The following is a 23,937-nucleotide window of genomic DNA, read 5'->3' on the forward strand; positions in this document are numbered from 1 at the left end:
TTCAACGAAGTGGTGAGGAACGTGCGATAGAGTTCGTGGAATACACGCGAGCGTTCGTCGCGGTCGCGCCAGTTTTGAACCAAACCGAGGGAGAGTGCGGGTGAGTGCCGCTCCAGCAATATCGATCGGGGCCACGACGCCGGCCGACCGCCTGCCCGAGCTGTCGCGGCTCGCAGCCCGCTTCGCCGCGACGGTGCTGGACGCCCAGATCGCGGGCCGCCCGGTCCCGGACGACCAGATCCGCTACCTGCTCGACGCGGCCCTTCTGCTGAACGAGTACGGCGCGGAACTGCCGTCGCCCCTCGACCAGATCATGCAGGATGCCAGTACGCCGAAGGCCCCCGAGGCGCAGCCGGAGGATGCGGAGTCCGGAAACGCGGGGCCGGCGGATGCCGCACCGGCCGAGGTCCAGGACGACGATGCCGGCCGGCTGGCCTGGCTCCTGCGCCCCTTCCAGGGCGCGAAGCGCTGAGCGGGGCTCAGGGCAGAGTGTAACCCGGCTTCCGGACCAGAACGTCCGGCTGGCCGACGATCTCGGGGTGATAGACCGTCGCCGCCCAGTCCGCCTCGGGCACGTCGACGATCGCCACCGAGAGCGCCGCCTCGGGCACCCCGGCGCTCGCCATTACGGCGGCCACGATCGCGTCGGCGATCTGCGTCTTCTGCTCGTCCGTCTTGCCGGGGTAGAGCTTCACGGTCACGTGCGGCATAGGTCGAATCCTTTGGCCCGGGGATCAAGGCGTGCGGGGCGAGGCCCCCCGGTCCATTGCCAGGAGCGCACGGGCTGGGCAAGCGCGTCGGCCCTCGGCGAGAGGGAAACGCTGCGGGTCCGCGAGGCGGTTCGCCGGCACGCGTAACGGCCCCTCCGCCGATGTGTGACGCCGGGTCGGTCGCCGGATTCCGCTGCTGAGGGATGAGGAACTTCCCCAGCCCCTTTGCATTCCCACCGCGGCCGGGCGCCATGCCCGCGCCGATCCCGGAGGCAAGCCGGGATCGTGGATTGCCGGGGGAAACGCAGATGTTCGGCCGACTCGCTTTCGCGACCCTGCTCGCGCTTCCGGCCCTGACTTCGGGCGCCGCCTTCGCGGGCGAGGAGGAGCAGGCCGCCCTGTGCCGCGGCGACGTCATGCGCCTGTGCCTGAGCGCCGTGCCGAACCGCGACCAGATCGTCTCCTGCATGCGTGTGAACCGGGCGAGCCTCAGCCCCGGCTGCCGCACGGTGTTCGATGCGGGTTCCCGCGACCGGGCGGGGACGCGCTCGGCCAACCTGCGCTGACGGGGTTTCGCCGGCGGGACGGTTGAACCCCCGCCCGATCCCTGTAAGCCGGAGGGCATGCACGCCCCGTCCCCGCTCCGGCGGCCGTTCTCGGCCCTCCGTTCGACGCTCACCAGCGAGGCCGGTGGCGGCCTCGTCCTGATAGCGAGCGCCGCCCTCGCCCTCGGGGTGGCCAATTCCGCCCTGGCCGGCGCCTACGTCTCGGCGCTCCAGGCGAAGCTCGGCGGCCTGACTGTGCTGCATTGGGTCAACGACGCCCTGATGGCGCTGTTCTTCCTGCTGGTCGGCCTCGAGATCAAGCGCGAGATGCTGGACGGGCGGCTGCGGACCTGGCCGGACCGCATCCTGCCGGGGCTTGCCGCCCTCGGCGGAATGGCTGCGCCGGCCCTGGTCTACCTGGCGGTGAACCGGCACTCGCCCGAGACAATGCGAGGCTGGGCGATCCCGGCCGCCACCGACATCGCCTTCGCCCTCGGGGTGCTGGCGCTGCTGGGGTCCCGGGTGCCGGTCTCGCTCAAGATCTTCCTGACCGCCCTGGCGATCATCGACGACCTCGGCGCCGTCATCATCATCGCGCTGTTCTACACCGCCGACCTGTCGGTGCCGATGCTCGGCGGAGCGGCCGTGACGCTGGCCCTGCTCTACGGCCTGAACCGGGCCGGGATCAGCCGCCTGTCGCCCTACCTGCTGCTCGGGCTGGTGCTCTGGGTCTTCGTTCTCAAATCCGGCATTCACGCCACGGTCGCGGGCGTGCTCCTGGCGCTGACGATCCCGCTGCGCCTCAGCACCGGCCGGCCGGACGACCCGACCTCGCCGCTGCACCGACTCGAACACGCGATCCAGCCCTGGTCGGCCTACCTGATCCTGCCGATCTTCGGCTTCGCCAATGCGGGCGTGTCCCTCGCGGGCTTCACGCCCGGGATGCTGCTCGATCCGGTGACCCTGGGCGTGGCCCTCGGCCTCGTCGTCGGCAAGCAGGCCGGGGTGTTCGGTCTCGTCGTCCTGGCGGTGAAACTTGGCCTCGCCCAGCGGCCGGCGGGGGCCGGGTGGCTGCAGATCTACGGGGTCTCGCTCCTGTGCGGCATCGGCTTCACCATGAGCCTGTTCATCGGACTCCTGGCCTTCGCCGGCGCGCCGGAGCTGGAATCCGAGACCAAGGTCGGCGTCCTGGCCGGATCGATCGTCTGCATGCTGGCCGGCGCGCTGGTGCTGGTGGTCGCACCCCGCCGCGAGCTGGGGGCGCCCGAACGCGGCCGCTGAGGGGGCTGGCCGGGACGAGCGGGGGCGCCTGCCTGCCTGCGCGCTGTCGGGCGCGCCCATCCTGGTGCCGTCCGCGTGCTGTACGTCACCCCGTTAAGGGAGAAAGTGCCTGAGGAGCAGGCGGGAGAGGAGTGTACTGGAGGTCATCTGCGGATGGGCTTCAAGCCCCACGAGGCTCCCTCTCCCGGAAGGAGAGGCCTGGGGTGAGGTGTGTGACCGCTCCGGACACTCCCCACACCAGCCCGCAGAGGGGGAGAGAAGAGCCCGCGCCTCGACAACACTGTTCCGGACACCGTCTCCCCGACTGCGCAGGAACGTCGCAGGTCTGAAAGCTCGGGCCGGCGCAGCGGTTGTCGCGAGTGGCAGCAACGCCAGACCGGCACGCCTCCGCGTCCGGTCGGATGCCGGGACCGAGACGGACACGCCATGCCCCTCCTCATCGCCTTCATCGCGGCCGCCGCGGGCGTGTTGAACACGGTCCAGGCGGGGGCGAACACCACCCTTTCGCGGGCACTCGGCCAGCCGATCCTCGCCGCCTTCGTGGTGACGGGGGCCAATGCGGCGGTTTATCTGCTGGCCGTGCCGTTCGTCGGCCTCGCCTGGCCCGGCACCGCCCGGGTCGCGGGCGTGCCCTGGTGGGCCTGGGCCGGCGGCGCCATGGGCGGGGTCTACGTGCTGGCGATGATCTTCCGGGCGGAGCGCCTCGGCGCGGCGGTCTTCACCGGCATCACCGTGACGGCGGCGATCCTGACCTCGACCTTGCTCGACCATCACGGATGGCTCGGCTTCGCCCAGCAAGCGGCGGGGACGGGGCGCATCCTCGGCTGCCTGCTGATGGTCGGCGGCCTGGTGCTGGTGTCGATCTTCTGAAGGGATCGTCGAAGCGTCGGGGCGGCTTCGAAGGGAATGGTGGGCGCGACAGGGATCGAACCTGTGACCCTTCGCGTGTGAAGCGAATGCTCTCCCGCTGAGCTACGCACCCGGACCGAGGGCCTTCTAGGGCTATGGGCGCAGCGGCGTCAAGCGCTGATCGGCAGGTTCTGTCGCGGGCCCGGCGGGTTTGACCCCGGCTCCGGCGCGTTCCGGCCCGGCCTCGGGGCGCGGGGTCCCGAGCCGGAGAAGGATCACCACCGGCACGAGCCCGACGGCGACGATGAGCAGGGCCGCCACGGTGCCGTCCTCGTAGGTGCCGCGTGCCGCCTCGCCGTAGAGGTGGGTCGCGAGGGTCTCGACGTTGAGAGGGCGCAGCAGCAGGGTGGCGGGCAATTCCTTGACGCAATCGACGAAGACCAGGAGGGCCCCGCTGAGCACGGCCGGCCAGGCCAGGGGGAACTGCACCCGCCACAGGGTGGCGCCGGGGCCGCGCCCGAGCATCCGCCCGGCATCGGGCAGGCTGCGGGGCACGCGGGCCAGCCCGGCCTCGCAGGTGCCGATGCTGACCGCGAGGAAGCGTACGAGGTAGGCCGTGACCAGGGCGCCGCCGGTGCCGAGGCCGATCAGCGCCGGGGCGATGCCGAAGAGCTGCGTGGTGCCGGCCGAGAGGGCCGTGTCGGCGAGCGCCAGGGGGCCGAGCAGGCCGATGGCCAGGATCGCGCCCGGCAGGGCATAGCCGAGGCTCGCCACCCGGATCAGCGCCTCGCCCCAGCGGCGCGCCACGAGGCGCGGGCCGGCCGCCACCACGAAGCCGAGGGCGGCCGCCAGGAGCGTGGCGATTCCCGCATACAGCAGGGTGTAGCCGATCTCGGGCAGGATCGTCTCGGGCAGGCCGCTGCGCAGCACCCGCCGGAGGGCGGCATGGGCGAGGTAGCTCGCGGGAATCGCGAAGCCGATCGCCACGGGCACGAGCCCGAGGGCCAGGGCGGCCCAGGCGCGTGGCCCCGACAGCCGCTGCCGGGCGAGCCGGCGCGGGCGCTGGGCGGTGCCGGCGAAGCCCCGGCCCGACCGGGCCCAGCGCTCCACCGCCACCAGGGCCACCACCGCCACCAGCATGACCAGGGCGATCTGGGCCGCGCCGGCGAGATCCGAGCGGTTGACCCAGGTGGCATAGACCTGGACCGTGAGGGTGCGGACGCCGAGGAATTCCGCCGCCCCGATGTCGTTGAGGGCCTCCATCAGGGCGAGGCTCGCCCCGAGCGCGATGGCCGGGCGCGCCATCGGCAGGGCGACGCGCAGGAAGGTCCCGGAAGGCGAGCGCCCGAGCATCCGCGCCGCCTCGATGAGGTTGGCGGCCTGCATCAGGAACAGCGCCCGGGTCGGCAGGTAGACGTAGGGGTAGAGCACGAAGCCGAGGAGCAGGATGCAGCCGGGCAGCGAGCGGATCTCCGGCAGCACGAGGTCGCGCGGGCGGGCATAGCCCAGGAGATCGCGCAGGGTGGTCTGGACCGGTCCGATCGGGTGCAGCAGGTCGAGATACGCGAAGGCGACGATGTAGGTCGGCACCGCCATCGGCAGCAGCAATCCGGCCTCGAGCAGGCGCCGCCCGGGGAAGTCGTAGGCCGCCACCAGCCAGGCCGATCCGGCCCCGAGGGCGATCACCAGCACGCCGACCCCGGCGAGCAGCAGGGCGGTGTCGCGCAGCGCCTGCGGCAGCACGTGGGCGACGAGATGGGGCCACAGGGCCCCGCCCGCCGCGTCACCGGCGCCCTCTCCGGCCGCCACCATGAGGGCGACGACCGGACTCAGCACCAACACGCATAACGCCAGCCCGGCGGCGCCCCAGGCGAGGCCGCGTGCGTTGCGGGTGAACGAGAGGGCGGGGGCGGCCCCGGTCATGCGGGTCTCGAATGCGTCTGCGATGGATCGGCCAAACGTGTGGGCGCTTCTCCCGCAGGGACCGGCCTGCTCGCACGCCGTGAAGGCGTTGCGCCCGTCCCTCTCCCCTCTGCGGGAGAGGGTGGCCCGCGTCAGCGGGTCGGGTGAGGGGCGCGACATGCCCGGAGAGGGCTTCCCCTCTGGCGGGACTTCGTCTCGGCCCGCCTGCTGCGCAGGCCCCCTCCCCCGCGGAAGGGGGAGGGTTGGAGCGCCCTCAATTGTCGAAGCCGACCTTGTCGAGGAGGAGGCTCGCCGCCTTGCGGTTGCGGGCGATCTCCACCAGGGGCACGGAATCGATGGTCAGCGGGCCGAGCGCCGTGAGCAGCGGGTCGATCGGGGCGCCGGCCTTCACCGGGTACTCGTAATCGGCCTTGGCGTAGAGGCCCTGGGCCTCGTCGGAGACGAGGTATTCGAGGAGCTTGACCGCCTCGTCACGGTTGGGCGCGGTCTTGGACACCACCGCGCCCGAGATGTTCACGTGGGTGCCGCCGCCCGCGAAGGTGGGCATCACCACCTTGATGCCGTCGCCCCATTTCTGCTGCTCGGGTCCGCCGCGGCCGGAGCGCATCAGGCCGACATAGTAGGAATTGCCGAGGCCGATCTGGCAGGTGTCGGCGAGGATGTCGCGGGCGACGTCGCGGTCGCCTCCGGCCGGCTTGCGGGCGAGGTTGGCCTTGAGGGCGCGCAGCCACGCCTCGGTCTTCTCGGGCCCGTGCTTGACGAGGTAATGGGCGATCAGCGCCGTGTTGTAGGGGTGCTGGCCCGAGCGCAGGCACAGGCTGCCCTTCCAGTTCGGATCGGCCAGTCCCTCGTAGGTCATGGCCGTGAGATCGGAGAGGTCCTTGTCGGCGTAGAGCACGCGGGCGCGCATCGACAGGGCGAACCAGCGCCCCTCGGCGTCGCGCAGGGTGGCGGGCACCGCCGCCTCCAGCACGCCGGAGCGCACCGGCTGGGCGAGGTCGCGGTCGACGAGGTCGATGAGGTTGCCGACATCGACGGTCATCAGCACGTCGGCCTTGGCGCGGGCGCCCTCGGCGGCCACGCGCTCGGCGAGCCCCTTCTCGACGAAGACGGTGTTGACGGTGATGCCGCTCTTGGCCGTGAAGGCGTCGAGCAGGGGCCGGATCAGACCGGGCTCGCGGGTGGTGTAGAGGTTCACCTCCGCGGCCGAGGCCGTGCCCATCACGGTCGCCAGCATCAGCCCCGCGAACCCGATCACCCGCATCCCGCCCGCCATCGCCGATACCCTCTCCGCTGAACCCGACGGGTGTTCAGAAGCATCGCGGCGAAAAAAGCAAGGATGATGTCTTAGACTTAAACCAATTCCAAACAACAGGCGCAGACTAGGCGCCGGGACAGGCGCGGATCGTCTTTTAATCCCGTTCGTCGCCAAAAATAAAACCGCTCTCCGGCGCGACGGTGAGGCCGACCCGGTCGCCGGGCTGCCGGGAATCCGCGTCGGGCACGGGCAGCCGCAGGGGCTCGGCGAAGCCCTCGACAGCCAGAGTCAGGAGCGCATGCGCTCCGAGGAAGCGGCGCCCGGTCACCATCGCGTCGAGGCCCGCCCCCGCTGCGCCGAGGCGCAGGGCTTCCGGGCGCAGGCAGTAGCGCAGGGCCGTCCCCTCGGCCCGTCCCGGCGCCGGCACCGGCCCGAACGGCGTCGCCAGGGCGCCCGCGCGGCAGGGGCCCGCCCAGGCGATCAGGTCGCCGAAGAAGCGCGCGGCGAAGTGGCTCCCGGGGCGCTCGTAGAGGTCGCGCCCGGTGCCGACCTGCACGATGCGGCCCCGGCGCATCAGGGCGATGCGGTCGGAAAATCCCAGGGCCTCCTCGGGATCGTGGGTGACCAGGAGCGTGGTGGTGCCGCTGGCGCGCAGCACCGCGAGGGTGTCGTCGCGGACCCGGTCGCGGGTGCGCCGGTCGAGATTCGAGAACGGCTCGTCGAGGAGGAGGATGCGCGGTCCCGGCGCCAGCGCGCGGGCGAGCGCGACGCGCTGGCTCTCGCCCCCCGACAGGGTGCCCGGATAGCTGTTGGACCGGTCGGCGAGGCCGACCTGCTCCAGGCGCGCCGCCGCGAAGACGCGGGCCTCGGCGGCGGACCGGGCATGCAGGCCGAAGCGGACGTTCTCGGCCACCGTCAGGTGGGGGAACAGCGCATAGTCCTGGAACATCAGCCCGACGCCGCGCGCCTCCGGCGGAACGCCGCGGCCGCCCTCGCTGACCACCGTGCCGTCGAGGCGGATGGTGCCGGTGTCCGGCTGCTCCAGCCCCACGATGGCCCGCAGGAGCGTGCTCTTGCCGCAGCCGGAATCGCCCAGCAGCGCCAGGATCTCGCCGGGCTGCACCTGGAGCGAGACGTCGGCGAGCGCCCGCACCGCGCCGAAGCGCAGGCCGATGCCGTGCAGATCGAGGCGCGGCGGCGTGGGGGCGGGCTGGGGCGCATCGAAGCTCATGCGAGCCTTGTGTCACCGCGGGCCGACGGCGAAAACCCTCCGGTCCGCAGGAAGCGGAGGGTCTCGGCGATGACCGCGGGGTTGCGCATCATCAGGCCGTGGCTGGCATGCAACGTGATGTGGTCGGCCATGCCCGCGACCCGCGTGCGCTGGACGGTGACCCGGCCGTCATTGGCAGCCCGCAGCATCAGCCACGATTCCACGGGATAGAGCGTGCGGTCGCCCGCGATGACTCCCAATGGATAGTCGATGGCGCCGAGGAGGTCGCGGAGGCGATCGTCCGGCCGGGTCGTCAACTGGGCTCCGGCCGGACCGAAGAAGCGCCGGTAGGCGCGAAAGCCGTGGAGCCGGTCGGCGACCTCGCTCCCGCCGTTCGGCGGCCCCAGCATCACCACTCGTCCGAGATTGGCCGGCCGCTGCGTGCGGAGCCACGCCCGGGCGAGGAGGCCACCCATCGAGTGGGTGACCACGTGCAGGGTCCGCACCCGGGCGGCGAAGGCGGCTGCGGGTGGTCCGATGACCGTCACGAGATCGCCGAGACCGGCTGTGCGGGAGGGATAGTCGAGGTTCAGCGTCGCGAACCCGGCCGCGCGAAACGTACCCTCCAGCCGGGTCATGGAGGCGGCCCGCCGGGCGAGGCCGTGTAGAAGCAGCACCCCCTCGAGGTCCGCATCGCCGGGCGCCGATCGTCCGGGTTCGTCCATCCTGGTGCACCTCCTCGCCACGATCGGCTGCGCAACGGTCGCGCATTGCCACCAGGATGCTTATATTCCGGTTATGTTCCATCAAAGCCCCGCCCGATGCCCTGCATCGCCGAGATCCTGATCCCGCTGGCGCTCGACAGCGCCTACAGCTACGCCGTTCCGGCCGGGCTCGATCTGGCGGTCGGCGAGGTCGTGCAGATTCCCCTCGGCCCCCGCGAGACCGTGGGCGTCGTCTGGGGCGTGCGCCAGAGCCCAGGCGGCTCGAACCTGCGCCCCGTGACCGGCCGGCTCGACGTGCCGGCCTTGCCGGACGCCCTGCGCGAACTGGTCGACTGGCTCGCCCGCTACACCCTGGCGCCGAAGGGCTCGGCCCTGGCCATGGCCCTGCGCCTGCCCGACGAATCGGCCCTGACCGAGACCGTGCGGGTCGGGGTGCGGGCCTCCGGCAAGGCCCCGGCGCGGCCGACCGCCGCCCGCACCAAGGTGCTCGCCGTGGCGGCGGACGGGACGCTGCGCGGCAAGAGCGCGCTCGCCAAGGAGGCGGGCGTCTCGTTGAGCGTGATCGACGGCCTGATCGATGACGGCGCCCTGGAGGCGCTCGCCCTGGCCCCCGAGCCGGTCGCCCTGCCGCCGGACCCGGACCATGCCCGGGTGCCGCTCTCCGAGGCGCAGGAGGCGGCGGTGCGCCACCTCGTGGCGCTGATGAACCCCGCTCCGGCCGAGCCGGCGGCGACGGACGCGATCGGCGATCCCCTGCCGGCGGACGGCAAGGTCGCGCCCCCCGGCGTGGAGCACAAGGCGCCGACCGTGCTGCTGGAGGGCGTCACCGGCTCGGGCAAGACCGAGGTGTATTTCGAGGCGGTGGCCGATTGCGTCCGGCGCGGCCATCAGGCGCTGATCCTGATGCCCGAGATCGCCTTGACGGCGCAGTTCCTCGACCGCTTCGCCGAGCGCTTCGGCGTACGCCCGGCGACCTGGCATTCGGGCGTCGGGGGCAAGCGCCGCGAGCGCATCCGCGCCGGGGTCACGGCGGGCGAGATCGCCGTGGTGGTGGGCGCCCGCTCGGCCCTGTTCCTGCCCTTCGCCGATCTCGGCCTGATCGTGGTCGATGAGGAGCACGAGGCCGCCTACAAGCAGGAGGACGGGGTGCATTACCACGCCCGCGACATGGCGGTGGTGCGCGGGCGCATCGAGAACTGCCCGGTGGTGCTGGCCTCCGCCACCCCGTCGATCGAGACCCGGGTCAATGCCGAGCGCGGGCGCTACCTCCGGGTCGCCCTGCCCGAGCGCTTCGGCGGCCGGCGCCTGCCCGACATCGCCGCCATCGACATGCGCGCCGACAAGCCCGAGCGCGGCCGCTTCATCGCCCCGGCCCTGGTGGCGGCGGTGCGCGAGACCGTGGATTCGGGCGACCAGGCCCTGCTGTTCCTCAACCGGCGCGGCTACGCGCCCCTCACCCTGTGCCGGGCCTGCGGCCACCGCTACCAGTGCCGCAACTGCTCGACCTGGCTGGTGGAGCACCGCTTCCGCCGGGCCCTGGTCTGCCACCAGTGCGGCTATGCCGAGCGGCGCCCGGATTCCTGCTCGGAATGCGGCACCTTCGACAATCTCACCCCCTGCGGCCCCGGCGTGGAGCGCATCGCTGAGGAGGTCGCCGAGCTCTTTCCCGACAAGCGCGTCATCGTGCTGTCGAGCGACTTTCCCGGCGGGGCCGAGCGCCTGCGGGCCGAACTCCAGACCGTGGCGGAGGGCGGCTGCGACATCGTCATCGGCACGCAGCTCGTGGCCAAGGGCCACAACTTCCCGCACCTGACCCTGGTGGGCGTCCTCGACGCCGATATCGGGCTGACCTCCGGCGACCCGCGCGCGGCCGAGCGCACCTTCCAGCTGCTGCAGCAGGTCACCGGCCGGGCCGGGCGCGGTGAGAAGCCGGGCCGCGCCCTGTTGCAGACCTACCAGCCCGACCACCCGGTGATCGCCGCGCTGCTGTCGGGGGATTCGGAGCGCTTCTACGAGGAGGAGATCGGCGCCCGCGAAGCCGCGGGGCTGCCGCCCTTCGGCCGGCTGGCCGCCCTGATCGTCTCGGCCAACGAGCGCGACGTGGCCGAGGCGCACGGGCAGGCGCTGGCCCGCGCCGCCGAGCCGCCGGAGGGCGTGATGGTGCTGGGGCCGGCCGAGGCGCCCCTGGCGCTGATCCGCGGGCGCTACCGCTTCCGGCTGCTGGTGAAGACCGAGCGCGCCGTCGATTTGCAGACCTACCTGCGCGAATGGCTGGCGCGCGGTCCGAAGATTCGCGGCAACGTGAAGGTCGCCATCGACGTGGACCCGCAGAGTTTCCTATAACGCTGGCGCGACGTTCGCTTGGGTAGCGTTCGATCCCCTGAGGAGTGCCCCACGTGCTGACCTACACCAAGAAGCCGGATTCGAGCGTCGCCGAGATCGTGGTCGACGGACAGATCACCGATGCGGACATGAACACCGTCATCACCGCCATGCAGGCCGACCTCGACAAGGGCGGCAAGATCAAGCTCCTGGAAGACGTCCGTGAGTTCAAGGGCATGGAGCCGGCCGCGTTCTTCAAGGACCCGCGTTTCGGCCTCGCCATGATGAAGGGCGTCAGCCACGTCGCCCTGGTGACCGACGCCTCCTGGCTGCGGATGATCGCCGACACCTTCGGCAAGGTTTCCCCGGCCCAGATCAAGACCTTCGACCGCGCGCATATCGAAGAAGCGCGCCAGTGGCTCGCCGCCGCCTGAGGGGCTGAATCGATTTCTGGGACCAAATCCAGAGCGCCCGTCCCTCTCCCCCTTTGTGGGGAGAGGTCCCCTTTGTGGGGAGAGGCTCGGGATGGTGGTGGTTGAGTGACCCTCAGCCGGCGGAGGCTGGCAGAGCCACCTCCAACCTCCAACGCTTCCTCACCCGTCCGACGGAACTCGGGCAGGCCCGAGAGTCACTGGGGAAGAGGCCCACGTCGCGTTTCGAGATGCGCGAATCTGCTGTCACGGGCGCGGCGCGGCGGATCGCCCGCGCGCTCAGTCCGCCTGCGCGGTCCGCGTCGTCTGGCGGCGGGCGGTCCAGCGGCCCGAGCAGAGGGAGGAGACCTTCCAGGTGCCACCGCCGCTCTGCGACTGGAGGCGGCCCGAGATGGCGCCCGAGGCGGTGCCGTTGGAGACGTTGAGGCCGACCGTGCCGTCGGGGCCGACGCGGCCGCTCACGCTGGCCGAACCGGAGGCCGACGCGAGGCGCACGGCCCCCTCCTGCACCGACACGGCGTAGGTATAGCGGCTGTCGCAGACCATGCCGGTCTCGGTCACGAGTTCGACCGACCACGCCCCGTTGAAGTTTCCGCCGTCACGCGCGGCGGCCGGGATCATCGCGGGCGAGGACAGGCCGGCTCCGAGCGCCAGAACCACCACGAATTTGGTCATGCATCATCCTTCGGCAAACAGCGCCCGTGCGTGGCGCGGCCGCAAGGCGGCACGCCGACGTTCCAAGCAGACGATCGATTGAGAGTGCGTCGAGCATACCCGCCGAAGCGGCAAGATTGTGACAGACGCCGCAATCCCATGACGAGACGTATGTCTCAAACTGCCTGAACAGGGCACAACAGGCCGAAAGCCTGGCCTTTATCGATCGTAATACAGCTGCAAAGCTTCGCGATCGCGGGTGATCGGGAGGGAGAGCAGCGCCAACACGCGGGCCTTGTCCGGCGAGAGGTCGTCGGCGAAGACGGCGCCGGCCGCCCGAAGCGTGCTGCCGCCGCCCTTGAAGCCATAGACCGGGAGCGCCCGGCCATGAGGCACCTGGCTCGCCACCACGATCGTGACCCCGGCGGCGATCGCCTCCACCACCGCGTCGTGGAGGGCCTCGTTGACGTTGCCGAAGCCGTAGGCGGCGATCACCACGCCCTCGGCGCCATCCGCCACCGCGTGGCGGAGCTGGCGCCCGTCGCTGCCCGCCGCCATGGCCACCAGCTCGACCCGCGCGAGCCGGTCCGGCAGCGGCAGGGTCTGGCGGCGCAGGGACTGGCGGGTGAACACCACCCGGTCCGGATCGACATGGCCGAGGAAGCCGGCCTCGCCGGAGTTGAAGGTCTCGACGTTGTGGGTGTGGGTCTTCCGCACGTCGCGGGCGGCGTTGATGTTTTGGTTCAGCGTGACCGTGACGCCCATGCGACCTGCGCCCGGGGCCAGGATCTGGCGCACGGCGCTGAGGAGGTTGCGCGCGCCGTCGGCATCGGCATCCGACGCGTTGCGCTGGGCGCCGACCATCACCACCGGCTTGTCGCTCTTGAGCGTCAGGTCGAGGAAGTACGCGGTCTGGTCGAGGGTGTCGGTGCCGTGCAGGACGATGGCGCCGGCGATCTCCGGCCGGTCGAGCAGCCCCGCCACCGCGCGGCTGAGGTCCGGCCACAGGGCCGGGCCCATATAGGCGCTCGGCACGTTGGCGAACTCCACCACCTCGATCGCGGCCCAATCGGCGAGGCCCGGCACCGCGGCGGCGAGATCGGCCCCGGTCAGGGCCGGGACCGGCGCCCCCGTGACGGGATCGTTCCGCATCGCGATGGTGCCGCCGGTGGCGACGATGGCGATGGTGGGTCGCCCTGCCCTGACGGAGCGCTCGGCCACGATACGGCGCCGGTCAGTCGGTGAGCGCGCGCGCCTCTTCCGGCAGCATGATCGGGATGCCGTCGCGGATCGGGTAGGCGAGGCGGGCAGAGCGGCTGACCAGCTCCTGCCGGGCGGCATCGTACTCCAGGGTGGTCTTCGTCAGCGGGCAGACGAGAAGCTCGAGGAGCTTGGGGTCGACGCGTGTGGCCTCGACGGGGCTCGGGGTGTCATCGGCCATCTGGGGCGTATCCTTCGCGGGAGAAAACTACTGGAGCGTGGGCTCGGAGCCCGACCCGCGCACCAACTCCATTTCGGTCACCGCGATCAAGACCTCGGCCCGGGTCTTGAGGTCGGCGGCCTCCAGCATGGCCTGCTTCTCGCGGGCGCCGAACGGGCTCATCATGCAGAGCGCGTTGACCAGCGCCTCGTTGGGCGCCTCCTCGATGCCGGCCCAGTCGACCTTGAGGTCGTTGACCTCGACGAAATCGCGCAGGGCCTTCAGCACACCCTCGCGGTCCACCGCCTCCTCGCCGGCGCGCGGCTCGAAATCGGAGGCGAAGTCGTCATACGAGACCTGGCAGCGGCGGTAGCGCGTGGTGGTGGCCAGCTCGCTCTCCATCCGGAACCGGGCGATGCCGGTGAGCGAGATGAGATAGCGCCCGTCACCGGTCTCGGCGAACTGGGTGATCCGCCCGGCACAGCCGACGCGGAACAGCTTTGGGGTCATGGGCGACGCGCCGGCCTCCACGTCCGGCTGGATCATGCCGATGATCCGGTCGGTGCGCAGGGCATCGTCGATCATCGCGAGGTAGCGCGGCTCGAAGATATTGAGCGGCATCTGTCCGCGCGGCAGCAGCAGCGCACCGGGCAGGGGAAAGACCGGGATCAGTCCGGGGCAGTCGGCCGGTCCCTTGTAGCCCGCATGCGTGCTCATCGCGTCCCCCCGCGGTTGCTTGGCTGCCTCACGCGAAGACCAGCGTCGACAAGCGCCGCCGCCCGCGAATCGAGGCCGTGTCCATGAGGCCCCAGGCCTCGAAGAACGTGAGCAGCTGCTTGCGCGCCGCGCCCTCGTTCCATGTCCGGTCCCGCCGCTCGATCTCGATCAGCTGGTCCACCGCCTCGTCGCGCATGTTGCGGCCGTTGAGGCCGAGCGCGAGGTCGAAGCGGGCCTGGAAATCGTTCGGATCGGCCTCGATCCGGGTCTGGAAGCTGCCGAGGTCGCCGAGCGCGGCGGCCTGCTCGGCCAGCTCGATCGCAGCGCGCACGCTGGCGAGCCCCGCATGGGAGGCCTTGTCGGCCGGCGCCATCTCGACCAGCTGCTTGGCGTTCTCGATATCGCCGGCGTCGAGCTGGATCTTGGCGAGCGCCGCGATCGCGTCGACGTTCTCGGGCTCCTCGGACAGAACGGCGGCGTAGAGCTGCGCGGCCTGGGCCACGTCGCCGGTGCCGAGAAGCGCCTCGGCCTCGGACATGGCCTGCTCGATCGGGCTCGGACCGGCAGGGCCGGCGAGGCGCGTGATGAACTCCTTGATCTGGGCTTCCGGCACGGCGCCCATGAAGCCGTCGACCGGCTGGCCCTTGTCGAAGGCGATCACGGCCGGGATCGACTGGATGCCGAGCTGGCCCGCGATCGAGGGATGCTCGTCGATGTTCATCTTGACGAGCTTCACCTGGCCTGCGGAGGCCGCCACCACCTTCTCCAGCACGGGCGCGAGCTGCTTGCACGGGCCGCACCACGGGGCCCAGAAATCGACCAGCACCGGCTGGTGCATCGATTCCGCGATGACGTCCTGGCGAAAGCTCGCCGTGGTCACATCCTTGGTGGGTTCGCCCGGCATCGGCGCATCGTTCAGCATCACGTCCTCGAGGCCTTGGTTTGGATCGATGGAGGGCCGGGTCTGTCCACCCATCGCCTCCCGCGTCAAGAGCAAGAGATGGGAACTCCGCGCGTCTGGACCAGAGCGGCAGCCTGCAGGCCCTGCCCCCGCCCCGACGACGCGCCCGGAGGCCGGGCCCTTAACGCGCCGGCGCGCTTCCGGCCGCCGTCTCGTCCGGCGCCTTGGTATCCGTCACGAAGACGCCCTGGTAGGTGCCCTTGGCGGCGTTCGCCTCGCAGGTGATCGCGGTCTTGCCCGGCTGCGGCGTGCTGAAGGCGCAGGAGCCGACCGCCACCAGGGGTCCCTGGACCACGCCGTCCTTCGTGGTCTCGCTCGGGATCACGAGGTTGATCGGCTGAAGCGGATCGGTCTCCTCGGTGCGCTCCTGCTGGGCGCCGTTGCCGCTGAAGCTGAGGGACCGGCCCTCGGCCGCGAAGTCGAAGCTCGTGCGGTTGCGCGAGACCGTATTCATCAGCGTGTTCTTGCAGGTCGCCGACACGTCCTTGCCGGCGATCACGAGCTTCTCGCAGCGACCCTCGAGCTTGACGGCCGTCTGGGCGAAGGCGGGCGCGGCCGCGATCAGCGGCAGGGCGGCGAGGACGAGGCGGGCAGTCGAGAGCAGCATCATGACTCCGATGTAAGGCTGGGTTGCGATTCGTCGAGGGTCTGCGGCGGCGCGCCAGGTGCGCTCAGGCCGGGAAGCGCCGGGCGCGGTCGTTCGGCGCGTCGAAGTCGAGAGCCGGCCCGAGGGGCACGATGCCGGTCGGGTTGATGGTCGGGTGGCTCTCGTAATAGTGGCGCTTGATGTGGGTGAGGTTCACCGTGCCGGCGACGCCCGGCAGCGCGTAGAGATCGCGCAGATAGTTCGACAGGTTGGGATAGTCGGCGATGCGCTGCCGGTTGCACTTGAAGTGCCCGACATAGACCGCATCGAACCGCACCAGGGTGGTGAAGAGGCGGATGTCGGCCTCCGTCAGCCGGCTGCCGCAGAGGTAGCGGGCGCCGTCGAGCCTTGCCTCCAGGGCGTCGAGTTCGGCGAACAGGGCGGTGAAGGCCTCGGCATAGGCATCCGGCTCGGTGGCGAAGCCCGCCTTGTAGACCCCGTTGTTGACGGCATCGTAGACGCGGGCGTTGACGGCATCGATCGCCTCGGCGAGGTCGGTCGGGTAGAGGTCCGGCCCCGCCCCCCCGAAGGCGCCGTTCAGCATGCGGATGATCTCGGCCGATTCGTTCGACACGATGGTGGCGCGCCGCTTGTCCCACAGCACCGGCACGGTGACGCGGCCGGTGAAGCCGGGATCGTTCCGGAGGTAGACCTCGTAGAGACGGGCCGCACCGTTGACGGTGTCGGGGGTGGCGCCGGGCGAGTCGCCGAAGACCCAGCCCTCCGCCCCCATATGCGGGTCGACCACCGAGACCGAGATCGCGTCCTCCAGGCCCTTGAGGGCGCGCACGATCAGGGTGCGGTGGGCCCAGGGGCAGGCGAGGGAGACGTAGAGGTGGTAGCGCCCGGCCTCGGCCGGAAAGCCGCCCGCCCCGGTCGGTCCGGGGGCGCCGTCCGCCGTCACCCAGTTGCGGAACTTGGCGTCGGTGCGCTTGAAGCGCCCCCCGGTACCCTTGGTGTCATACCAGGTGTCCTGCCAGACCCCGTCGACGAGCAGCCCCATGATCCTGTCCCTTCGTCACGCCTGAGGCCCAACATGGGCGTTCAGGCCTGGACGGGAAGTCCCTCAGGCGTCTCGCCCTCTGGTGCCTGGACCGGCGGCGCCACCGGATCGGCGGCGGCCAGGTGCTCGCCCCTCTGATAGGTGGCGATGTCGAAGGTGTCGTCCGGCAGCCGGGTGACGAAGCGCTCCGCCATCTCGAACAGCAGCAGATCGGGCTTCACCCGCTCGACATAGGCCCAGTCGATGCTCGACGACCACACGAAGTGAACCTCGCGAAAACTCTCGGCGAGGATGCCGGTCAGCATGATCGGCGCGAAATGCGCGTAGGAATCGCCGAACAGCACGAGGGTGCGGGGATCGATGTCGGGACGGTCGTTGCGGAAGCACACATGGGCGCCGACATGCAGGTCGGGGGCGCGGCCGGCAGCCTCGTAGGCGGCGACCAGGGGGCTGGCGTAGACGCGCTGCGCGTCGCGGTCGAGGACGGCGTGGCTCGCGGTCTCGACCGGCTTGTCCGGCAGCTTCTCGCCCAGGTCGCGCACCCGCGTGGTCTCGTAGCGCTGGCGCGCGTCGAGATCGGCCGGGGGCACGGCCCCGCAGGCCCGCATCAATTCGCGGTAGGCGAAGCGGCAGCCCTCGTAGTTCCAGTGCGTGTCGGTGCGGTAGTACAGCGGCACCGGCCCGTCGCGGGCCGCCCGCATCGGCGACAGCAGGTCGACATAGGCGGGGTTGTTGATGAGACGCCGCCCCAGCACCCGGGCGGGGGATTGGCGCGGATCGTAGCGCAGATCCACGGTGCGGTCGTCGTAGACCGACAGCTTCTCCGGCACGACCACGTGCAGGTAGCGGATGCCGAGCGCCTGGGCGCGGGCGGCCCGCGTCTCGATGAGCTTGACCCAGCCGCGCAGGCGCCACCAGCGGGACAGGGTGGCGCGATACTGCTCGAGGACCCCGTTGGTGCCTCCGATCAAGAAGAGCCAGCCATCCCGCCCCACATGTACGATCTCCCGGTGTCTGCGCCGCATGGGGGCTGTCTACCCGGCCCGGGCGCCTCTGAACAGGTCGGACGCTCGGGCCGGGACGATGGCGCCCCACGCGAAACCTGGCCCGGCCGAGCCTTGGCCCGTCCAAACCCTGGAATGCGGCCGCGCCCGCGCCATCTCGAACGGATCATGACAGACCGCAGCCCGACGCCCGACCCGCTGATCCTCACCCTGGCAATGGAGCCCGACGCCTTCGCGCGCTTCGACGGCCTGCGGCGCCGGCACTTCCCCAAGGCGCTGAACCACATCCCCGCCCACGCGACCCTGTTCCATCACCTGCCGGGCCTGAGCGAGCCGGGCATCGTCGAGACCCTGGCGGCACTCATGCGCAGCCAGACGCCGCCGGAGGTGGCGGTGACCGGCCTGCGCTTCACCGGGCGAGGGGTGGCCTACGTGCTGGCCTCGGACGCCCTCTCGGCCTTCCGGGCTCGCCTCGCCGAGCAGTTCGAGTCCCTGGAGGACGGCTTGACCGCGCAGGACCGGCAGGGCTGGCGCCCGCACGTCACGGTGCAGAACAAGGTCGACCCGGCCACCGCGCGGGCCCTGCACGCCGAACTCGAGGCGGAATTCACGCCGTTCCGATTCACGGCGCCCGGCCTGCTGCTGTGGCGTTATCTCGGCGGCCCCTGGGAGCGCCGGGCCAGCGTTTCGTTCGGGTAGGCCCATCAGGCTTCGAGGGGCGAGCGACCGATGAGAGACGTCGCGCGCACAGAAACCGTGTCGGGATGGAGCCTTGTCCGCCGTTCGTCTATGCCGAACGGCTCCGTGAGCGGGGCGTTGGTGTCTCGGGGAGCTTTCGCGCCGCCGGAGGCCTCCCGCGCCGGCACGCTCCGGCCCCGACCGACGCACGATCCATAGAAGTCGCCCGCATGAACGTCCTGCCCTCCGGCTACCGGAACAACCCGCTCGTCACGCGGGTGAACGCCCTGCGGTTGGCCCTTCGCCTCAACGAGGTCGGCCCCGTCATCGCCCTGCTGGCGGTCAGCCTGCTCGGCTACGGCTTCTTCGCCCTGGCCAACGAGGTGGGCGAGGGCTCCACCGCCGCCCTCGACCGCAAGGTCCTGCTGGCCCTGCGCAACCCGGCCGATCTCTCGGACCCGATCGGACCGCGCTGGCTGGAAGAGACCATGCGCGACATCACCGGGCTCGGCAGCGTCTTCACCATCGTGTTCGTGACGGCGGCGGCCTGCGCCTACCTGGCGATGACGGGGCGCCGGCGCATCGCCGTCTTCGTGGTCGCGGCGATCGGTGGGGGCGAACTCGCCTCGACGGTGCTGAAGCTGTTCTACCACCGGCCGCGGCCGGACCTCGTGCCCCACGGCATGGAGGTGTTCACCGCGAGCTTCCCGAGCGGGCACGCCATGATGTCGGCCATCGCCTACCTGACCCTGGCCAGCCTGATCGCCCGCGTCGACCGCCAGCGCGCCGTCAAGCTGCTGGTGCTGATCATCGGCGTCTCCACCACCCTGCTGGTCGGCATCAGCCGGATCTATCTCGGGGTGCATTGGCCGAGCGACGTGGTGGCGGGCTGGTGCGTCGGCGCCGCCTGGGCCGCCCTGTGCTGGTTCGTCGCCCTGGTCCTGCAGGAGCGCGGCGAGGTGGAGGCCCCGACCGGCTCCGGCGACCCGTCCCGGGACGCTTGAACGCCCGCCCGGCCGGGCGGGGCACCCGGCAAGGAGGTCGGCAAGGGGGGGCGGAACTCGCCCCGCCGGGCTGACGTTCCCGGGGGACAGGCGACCTGCGGCCCCCGCGCTTTCGGGGCTCCCGGACGCCGCTCCCTCCCCGGAACCCGCAGCGAGTTTCATGACGGATGACCTCCCGCTCTCCCGCCGCAACGTCCTTCGGGCCGGCAGCGCCACGCTGACCGGCCTCGCCCTCGGGGCGACGAGCGCGGCCGCGCAATCCGGACCGCCCGGTCCCTCGGTTCCGGCCGATACCGGCGCGGTTCAGGGCGGCAAGGTGCTGTTCCCGAACTGGCGCGGCCCGGGAGACCGGGCGCCTCCGCCGCCGCCGGCTCCGATGCCACCGGGCAAGCGGGTGGGCTTCGCCATCGTGGGCCTCGGCCGGCTCAGCCTGGAGGAGATCCTGCCGGCCTTCGGCGAGACCAAGCGCGCACGCGTGGTGGCGCTGATGTCGGGCACGCCGGCCAAGGCCAAGCTCGTCGCCGAGCAATACGGGATCGCGCCGGAGGCGGTCTACGGCTACGACGAGTGGGACCGGCTGGCGAAGGATCCGGCGATCCAGGCCGTCTACGTGGTGACGCCGAACGCCATCCATCGGGGCGATGTGCTGGCCGCCGCCAAGGCCGGCAAGCACGTGCTGTGCGAGAAGCCGATGGCGAATTCCTCGGCCGAGGCGCGCGACATGATCGCGGCCTGCGCGGCGGCCAAGGTCAAGCTGATGATCGCCTATCGCTGCCAGTACGAGCCCTATAACCGCGAGGTGGTGCGGCTCGCCCGCTCGGGCGAATTCGGCAAGCCGCGCCTGATCCAGGCCTTCAACGGCCAGACCACCGGTCTGCCGCAGCAATGGCGCCTCAAGAAGGCGTTGGCGGGCGGGGGCGCCCTGCCGGATATCGGGCTGTACTGCCTCAACGGCGTGCGGGCGCTGACCGGCGAGGAGCCGGTCTCGATCGACGCGCAGGTCCACTCGCCTCCGGGCGACGCGAAATTCGCCGAGGTCGAGGAATCCGTCTCCTTCACCCTGCGCTTCCCGTCCGGCCTCATCGCCCAGTGCATGACGAGCTACGGCGTGCACGAGTCGCGTCGGCTCCAGCTCCACACCGAACGGGCCGACATCGATCTCCAGAACGCCTTCGCGTATCGGGGCCAGCGCCTCGTGGTGGCACGGCCGGACGGAGCGGTGGAATCGCAGGACACCCGCATCCTGCCCCAGAAGAACCAGTTCGCCCTCGAAATCGACCACATGGCCCGCTGCATCCAGGAGGACCGGCGCCCCCGGACCCCCGGTGAGGAGGGCCTTCAGGACCATGTTCTGATGGAGGCGATCTACGAGGCGGCGCGCACGGGACGGCCGGTCACCGTCGGCCCGCCGGCCGGCGCGTCGGGCGGTCTCGATGTCACACGCGGGCCGGAACTCGACGACGCGGGCTGATCCGGCCGCCAGACGGTTGCCAGTCCGTCATTTGAAACGAATAGGCTCAGATCGCGGCGGCACCCCAGCGCCCCGGGATCACGAAACGCTTGGCCCCCCATCACCTCCCTTTCCTCCGGCAACGGCCGATGACGGCCTTCGCCGGAGGGATTCTCCTGCTCTGCCTCCTGGCGGGGCTCGCGCGGGCCGAGACGCCGGCCGAGACGGCCGTGCGCCTGGCGCTCGAAGGCCGCGCCATCGGCTCGCCCCGGGGCGCCGGCGGCGATCCGCAGACTTCGGTCGCCCAGTCGGTCACCTCGTCGCGCCCCTCGGCCAACCTCGATACCTCGATCGCCGACCAGCTCGGTCCCTATGCCGACCCGTTCGGATTCCGGGCCTACCTCAAGGATCGCGGCGTCACCTACAGTCTGACCTACATCGCCGAGAGCCTCGGCAACGTCTCGGGCGGCCTGCGCCGGCGCGGCATCACCGAAGGCCTGCTCGATCTCGAGATCGACGTCGATCTCGGACCCCTGATCGGCTGGCAGGGGGGTGCGCTCCACACCAACCTGTTCCAGATCCACGGTGCCGGCCTCTCGCGCAGCGCGATCGGCAACCTCATCACGGTGAGCGGCATCGAAGCGCTGCCGTCCTCGCGGGTCTACGAATTGTGGTTCGAGCAGAAGGTCTTCGGAGACCAATTCGGCCTGAAGATCGGGCAGATCGCCGCCGACACCGAGTTCGCCGTGACCCAGACCGGCACGGTGTTCGTGAATTCCACTTTCGGCTGGCCTAACAACATGGCGGTGGTGATCCCGAGCGGCGGGCCGATCTACCCCCTCGCGGTGCCGGGCGTGCGGGCCAAATACGTGCCCAATGCCAATCTGTCGTTCCAGGTCGGGGTGTTCGACGGCGATCCGGCCGGGCCGGCGCGCGGAACCCGTGATCCCGACCCGCAAAGGCGCAACCGCACCGGCACCAACTTCCGCACCACCGATCCCGCCCTGGTGATCGCGGAGGCCTCCTACGCCTACAACATCGCGCCCGGCAGTGCCGGAGAGGCCGGGACGGTGACGCTGGGCGGCTGGTACCATTTCGGCCGCTTCGACCACCTGCGCTTCGACGGGGACGGCGTGTCGCTCGCCGATCCGGCCAGCTCCGGGATCGCCCGGCGCTTCCGGGGCCAGGCCGGCCTCTACGGCCTGATCGACCAGACCGTCTATCGCGAGCCCGACGATCCGAACGACGGCGCCAGCGTGTTCGTGCGCGTCTCGGGCTCCCAGGCCGATCGCAGCCTCGTGGATGTCTACGCCGATATCGGCATCGCCTATAAGGGGCTGCTCCCCGGCCGCTCGGACGACACGGTCGGCCTCGCCTTCGGCCTGTCGCGGATCTCGCCCCAGGCCCGGGGCCTCGACACCGACACCGTCCTGGCGACCGGGGTCGCCAGGACGCGCCGAAGCAGCGAGGCGGTGCTGGAGGCGACCTACCAGGCCGTGCTCGGCCCCGGCGTCACCCTGCAGCCGGATTTCCAGTACGTCTTCCGCCCCGGCGGCGGCCTCCCGAATCCGCGCGACGCCAACGGCGCCCGCATCCGCAACGCGGCGGTGTTCGGGCTGCGGGGGACGATCCGGTACTGAAGCCTATTCGGCCGCCGGCGTGTGCAGGGACAGGAGCCGGGCCGTGCGGGCATGGTCCACGGCGCGGCCGGTCTCGGGGCCGGCATCCCCGAGGGTGCGACGCTCGTCGTTGATCGCCGCATGGACCGCGTCGATGGCGAGGATGAGGGCGCTCACCGTGCGGTTGTCGATGTTGCGCTCACGGGCATGCTGTACGACGTCGGCCACGAGGTCGTCGGTCTCGCGCACCAGTCCGTCGAGATCGGCCTTGCAGGTCGAGGCCCGGACCTCGCGCAGGATGTCGAGCAGCCGGTCGAGGACGACGTCGATGCGCTCCCGGCGCTTGCGGGCGAGGCGCTGGGCGAGCCAGGCCACGCCCGAGCCGACGGTGCCGCCGAAGAAGGCGAGCAGGTAGATGTAATCCTCGTAGCGCTCGAAGACCGTCTGCTGCTCGCGCTCGAAGTAATCCACCGCGCCGGGGTGGTTCGGCAGGCGGGCGCTGGTGGCCGCCACCGTCGAGTCGAAATCGGGCGCCTTCATCAGGTTGGCGATCGGCGCCCGCGGCGCCAGCTTCGAGCGCCACTCGAACAGGTGCTGGGTCACCGACGCCACGGTGAAGCGGCTGACGCCGCCCCGCGCCATCAGGCGGTAGGAGGCGCCCACGGTCTTCACGTCCTCGTCGGGGCGCTTGGGGCGTCCCCCGAAGGTCCCGGCGGGAATCGTCACCGACTGCAATTCCGGCATCCGCTGGATGATCGCCTCGCCGTCGGGGACCGAGACGAAGTTGATCTTCTTGTCGACCGAGGCCGCCTCCACCGCCCGCACCGTCGTGATCGCCGCCTTCGAGGCCGGGGCGGCGATGACCGCCACCGCATCGACGCGGCCCTCGGCGATGGCGCTCGTCACCTCCTGGGGCGTGAGCGGGACCAGCGCCACGCGGGCCGGCCCGACGCTCCCCTCGGGGACCGTCTCGGCCGCCGGCTGAGAGACGAAATCGTAGAAGGCGAGGAGATTGGTCAGGAACGGCAGGTCGGCGGCGTGGCGCTCGACCACGCCGAGGCGCTTGCGCGCGAGATCCGGGAAGTTTTCGAGGCCGGCCGCTTCCGGCGCGGCGATCAGCAGGGCCTCGTCGTGCAGGATCGCCAGGGTCAGCCCGTTCTCGGGCAGGAGCACGTCCGGACGCACCACGGCGAGATCGGCCTTGTTGCGCTGAAGCGCCTCGGCGCTGTCGCGGACGTCGTCGTAGAAATCGAGTTTGAGGCGGACATCCTCGCGGCCGCGGGCCAGCGCCTGGGCGTAGGTCTGGAGCAGCGTCGCCTCGGCGCCGTCACGGGGGCCGACCGCCACCGTGAGGGTGGTCGGACGCGAGAGATAGACCAGCATGCCCGCCACCAGGGCGAAGCCCAGGGCCAGGAGAACGAGGAGCCACTCGCGTCTCACGACGATTGCCGGCATGGCAGGATCGAGCCTTTATCCAGCGTGATCACCATATCTGCCGAGCCCACTTCCGCAACCCGTCCGGATCGT

General features: G+C 71.2%; 24 protein-coding genes and 1 tRNA gene. 10 read left to right on the forward strand and 15 right to left on the reverse strand.

The features are described 5' to 3' along the window. Positions 1–100 precede the first annotated feature (100 nt). On the forward strand, positions 101–472 hold the full coding sequence (locus tag ASF57_RS15920) for a hypothetical protein (protein WP_244476968.1): 372 nt from the start codon (positions 101–103) through the stop codon (positions 470–472). Positions 473–479: 7 nt separating this feature from the next. Here the strand turns inward: ASF57_RS15920 and ASF57_RS15925 are convergent, their stop codons facing one another. Continuing rightward, positions 480–710 carry a tautomerase family protein gene (locus tag ASF57_RS15925; protein WP_056181677.1) on the reverse strand — a complete coding sequence of 77 codons (231 nt, stop codon included), beginning with the start codon at positions 708–710 and terminating at the stop codon, positions 480–482. 308 nt (positions 711–1,018) lie between these two features. Here ASF57_RS15925 and ASF57_RS15930 point away from each other — a divergent pair, with 308 nt between their 5' ends. From ASF57_RS15930 to ASF57_RS15940, 3 genes are all read left to right on the forward strand, one after another. Continuing rightward, on the forward strand, positions 1,019–1,276 hold the full coding sequence (locus ASF57_RS15930; RefSeq protein ID WP_056181679.1) for a hypothetical protein: 258 nt from the start codon (positions 1,019–1,021) through the stop codon (positions 1,274–1,276). 57 nt (positions 1,277–1,333) lie between these two features. After that, positions 1,334–2,536 (forward strand): Na+/H+ antiporter NhaA, encoded by a 1,203-nt coding sequence (nhaA, locus tag ASF57_RS15935; protein ID WP_056485013.1) that lies wholly within the window; start codon positions 1,334–1,336, stop codon positions 2,534–2,536. A 426-nt stretch (positions 2,537–2,962) separates the two neighbouring features. After that, positions 2,963–3,406, forward strand: a complete 444-nt coding sequence (locus ASF57_RS15940; RefSeq protein ID WP_056485015.1) for a DMT family transporter — start codon at positions 2,963–2,965, stop codon at positions 3,404–3,406. Between the two features lie 37 nt (positions 3,407–3,443). Here ASF57_RS15940 and ASF57_RS15945 read toward each other — a convergent pair. The 5 genes from ASF57_RS15945 to ASF57_RS15965 all read right to left on the reverse strand — a co-directional run bounded on the left by ASF57_RS15945 (position 3,444) and on the right by ASF57_RS15965 (position 8,501). Then, positions 3,444–3,518: transfer RNA gene (locus ASF57_RS15945), tRNA-Val, on the reverse strand. 20 nt (positions 3,519–3,538) lie between these two features. Beyond that, positions 3,539–5,308 (reverse strand): iron ABC transporter permease, encoded by a 1,770-nt coding sequence (locus tag ASF57_RS15950; protein ID WP_082504036.1) that lies wholly within the window; start codon positions 5,306–5,308, stop codon positions 3,539–3,541. Between the two features lie 253 nt (positions 5,309–5,561). Next, on the reverse strand, positions 5,562–6,572 hold the full coding sequence (locus ASF57_RS15955) for an extracellular solute-binding protein (protein WP_056485997.1): 1,011 nt from the start codon (positions 6,570–6,572) through the stop codon (positions 5,562–5,564). Positions 6,573–6,720: 148 nt separating this feature from the next. Continuing rightward, positions 6,721–7,797, reverse strand: coding sequence for an ABC transporter ATP-binding protein (locus ASF57_RS15960; RefSeq protein WP_056485017.1), 1,077 nt, complete (start codon positions 7,795–7,797; stop codon positions 6,721–6,723). Further along, complete coding sequence (locus ASF57_RS15965) at positions 7,794–8,501, reverse strand: alpha/beta hydrolase (protein WP_056485019.1); 708 nt, start codon at positions 8,499–8,501, stop codon at positions 7,794–7,796. The genes ASF57_RS15960 and ASF57_RS15965 overlap by 4 nt, the downstream gene beginning before the upstream one ends. Positions 8,502–8,597: 96 nt before the next feature. On the opposite strand from ASF57_RS15965, the gene ASF57_RS15970 reads away from it, so the two are divergent. Next, positions 8,598–10,844: a primosomal protein N' gene (locus ASF57_RS15970; protein ID WP_056485021.1), complete on the forward strand. Its 2,247-nt coding sequence runs from the start codon at positions 8,598–8,600 to the stop codon at positions 10,842–10,844. Between the two features lie 53 nt (positions 10,845–10,897). After that, positions 10,898–11,257, forward strand: a complete 360-nt coding sequence (locus tag ASF57_RS15975; protein WP_056181699.1) for an STAS/SEC14 domain-containing protein — start codon at positions 10,898–10,900, stop codon at positions 11,255–11,257. 276 nt (positions 11,258–11,533) lie between these two features. Here ASF57_RS15975 and ASF57_RS15980 read toward each other — a convergent pair whose 3' ends face one another. From ASF57_RS15980 to ASF57_RS16015, 8 genes are all read right to left on the reverse strand, one after another. Then, the gene (locus ASF57_RS15980) at positions 11,534–11,929 is read right to left on the reverse strand and encodes a hypothetical protein (RefSeq protein ID WP_056181702.1); all 396 of its coding nucleotides are present in this window, start codon (positions 11,927–11,929) and stop codon (positions 11,534–11,536) included. Between the two features lie 198 nt (positions 11,930–12,127). Then, complete coding sequence (locus ASF57_RS15985; RefSeq protein ID WP_200935898.1) at positions 12,128–13,129, reverse strand: asparaginase; 1,002 nt, start codon at positions 13,127–13,129, stop codon at positions 12,128–12,130. A 13-nt stretch (positions 13,130–13,142) separates the two neighbouring features. Continuing rightward, entirely contained in the window at positions 13,143–13,349 is a 207-nt protein-coding gene (locus ASF57_RS15990) for a Trm112 family protein (RefSeq protein ID WP_056181705.1), read from the reverse strand. Between the two features lie 27 nt (positions 13,350–13,376). Next, on the reverse strand, positions 13,377–14,045 hold the full coding sequence (locus tag ASF57_RS15995) for an LON peptidase substrate-binding domain-containing protein (RefSeq protein WP_056485023.1): 669 nt from the start codon (positions 14,043–14,045) through the stop codon (positions 13,377–13,379). Positions 14,046–14,073: 28 nt separating this feature from the next. Then, positions 14,074–14,967: a thioredoxin gene (gene trxA, locus ASF57_RS16000; RefSeq protein ID WP_056486003.1), complete on the reverse strand. Its 894-nt coding sequence runs from the start codon at positions 14,965–14,967 to the stop codon at positions 14,074–14,076. 160 nt (positions 14,968–15,127) lie between these two features. Continuing rightward, complete coding sequence (locus tag ASF57_RS16005; RefSeq protein ID WP_056486007.1) at positions 15,128–15,613, reverse strand: hypothetical protein; 486 nt, start codon at positions 15,611–15,613, stop codon at positions 15,128–15,130. A gap of 64 nt (positions 15,614–15,677) precedes the next feature. After that, positions 15,678–16,655 (reverse strand): glutathione S-transferase family protein, encoded by a 978-nt coding sequence (locus tag ASF57_RS16010; protein WP_056485025.1) that lies wholly within the window; start codon positions 16,653–16,655, stop codon positions 15,678–15,680. Between the two features lie 41 nt (positions 16,656–16,696). Beyond that, positions 16,697–17,680: a hypothetical protein gene (locus ASF57_RS16015; protein WP_056485027.1), complete on the reverse strand. Its 984-nt coding sequence runs from the start codon at positions 17,678–17,680 to the stop codon at positions 16,697–16,699. A 147-nt stretch (positions 17,681–17,827) separates the two neighbouring features. Between ASF57_RS16015 and ASF57_RS16020 the strand changes: the two genes are divergently transcribed. The 4 genes from ASF57_RS16020 to ASF57_RS16035 all read left to right on the forward strand — a co-directional run bounded on the left by ASF57_RS16020 (position 17,828) and on the right by ASF57_RS16035 (position 22,431). Beyond that, positions 17,828–18,358 (forward strand): 2'-5' RNA ligase family protein, encoded by a 531-nt coding sequence (locus ASF57_RS16020; protein WP_056486010.1) that lies wholly within the window; start codon positions 17,828–17,830, stop codon positions 18,356–18,358. 209 nt (positions 18,359–18,567) lie between these two features. Continuing rightward, positions 18,568–19,341 carry a phosphatase PAP2 family protein gene (locus tag ASF57_RS16025; protein WP_056181716.1) on the forward strand — a complete coding sequence of 258 codons (774 nt, stop codon included), beginning with the start codon at positions 18,568–18,570 and terminating at the stop codon, positions 19,339–19,341. Positions 19,342–19,501: 160 nt separating this feature from the next. Beyond that, complete coding sequence (locus tag ASF57_RS16030; protein WP_056485029.1) at positions 19,502–20,812, forward strand: Gfo/Idh/MocA family oxidoreductase; 1,311 nt, start codon at positions 19,502–19,504, stop codon at positions 20,810–20,812. 128 nt (positions 20,813–20,940) lie between these two features. Continuing rightward, complete coding sequence (locus tag ASF57_RS16035; RefSeq protein WP_056485030.1) at positions 20,941–22,431, forward strand: carbohydrate porin; 1,491 nt, start codon at positions 20,941–20,943, stop codon at positions 22,429–22,431. A 3-nt stretch (positions 22,432–22,434) separates the two neighbouring features. On the opposite strand, the gene ASF57_RS16040 is transcribed toward ASF57_RS16035, so the two are convergent. Further along, positions 22,435–23,865, reverse strand: a complete 1,431-nt coding sequence (locus ASF57_RS16040; protein ID WP_056181722.1) for a TAXI family TRAP transporter solute-binding subunit — start codon at positions 23,863–23,865, stop codon at positions 22,435–22,437. Positions 23,866–23,937 lie beyond the last annotated feature (72 nt).

This window comes from Methylobacterium sp. Leaf117, assembly GCF_001422985.1.
Classification (GTDB): domain Bacteria; phylum Pseudomonadota; class Alphaproteobacteria; order Rhizobiales; family Beijerinckiaceae; genus Methylobacterium.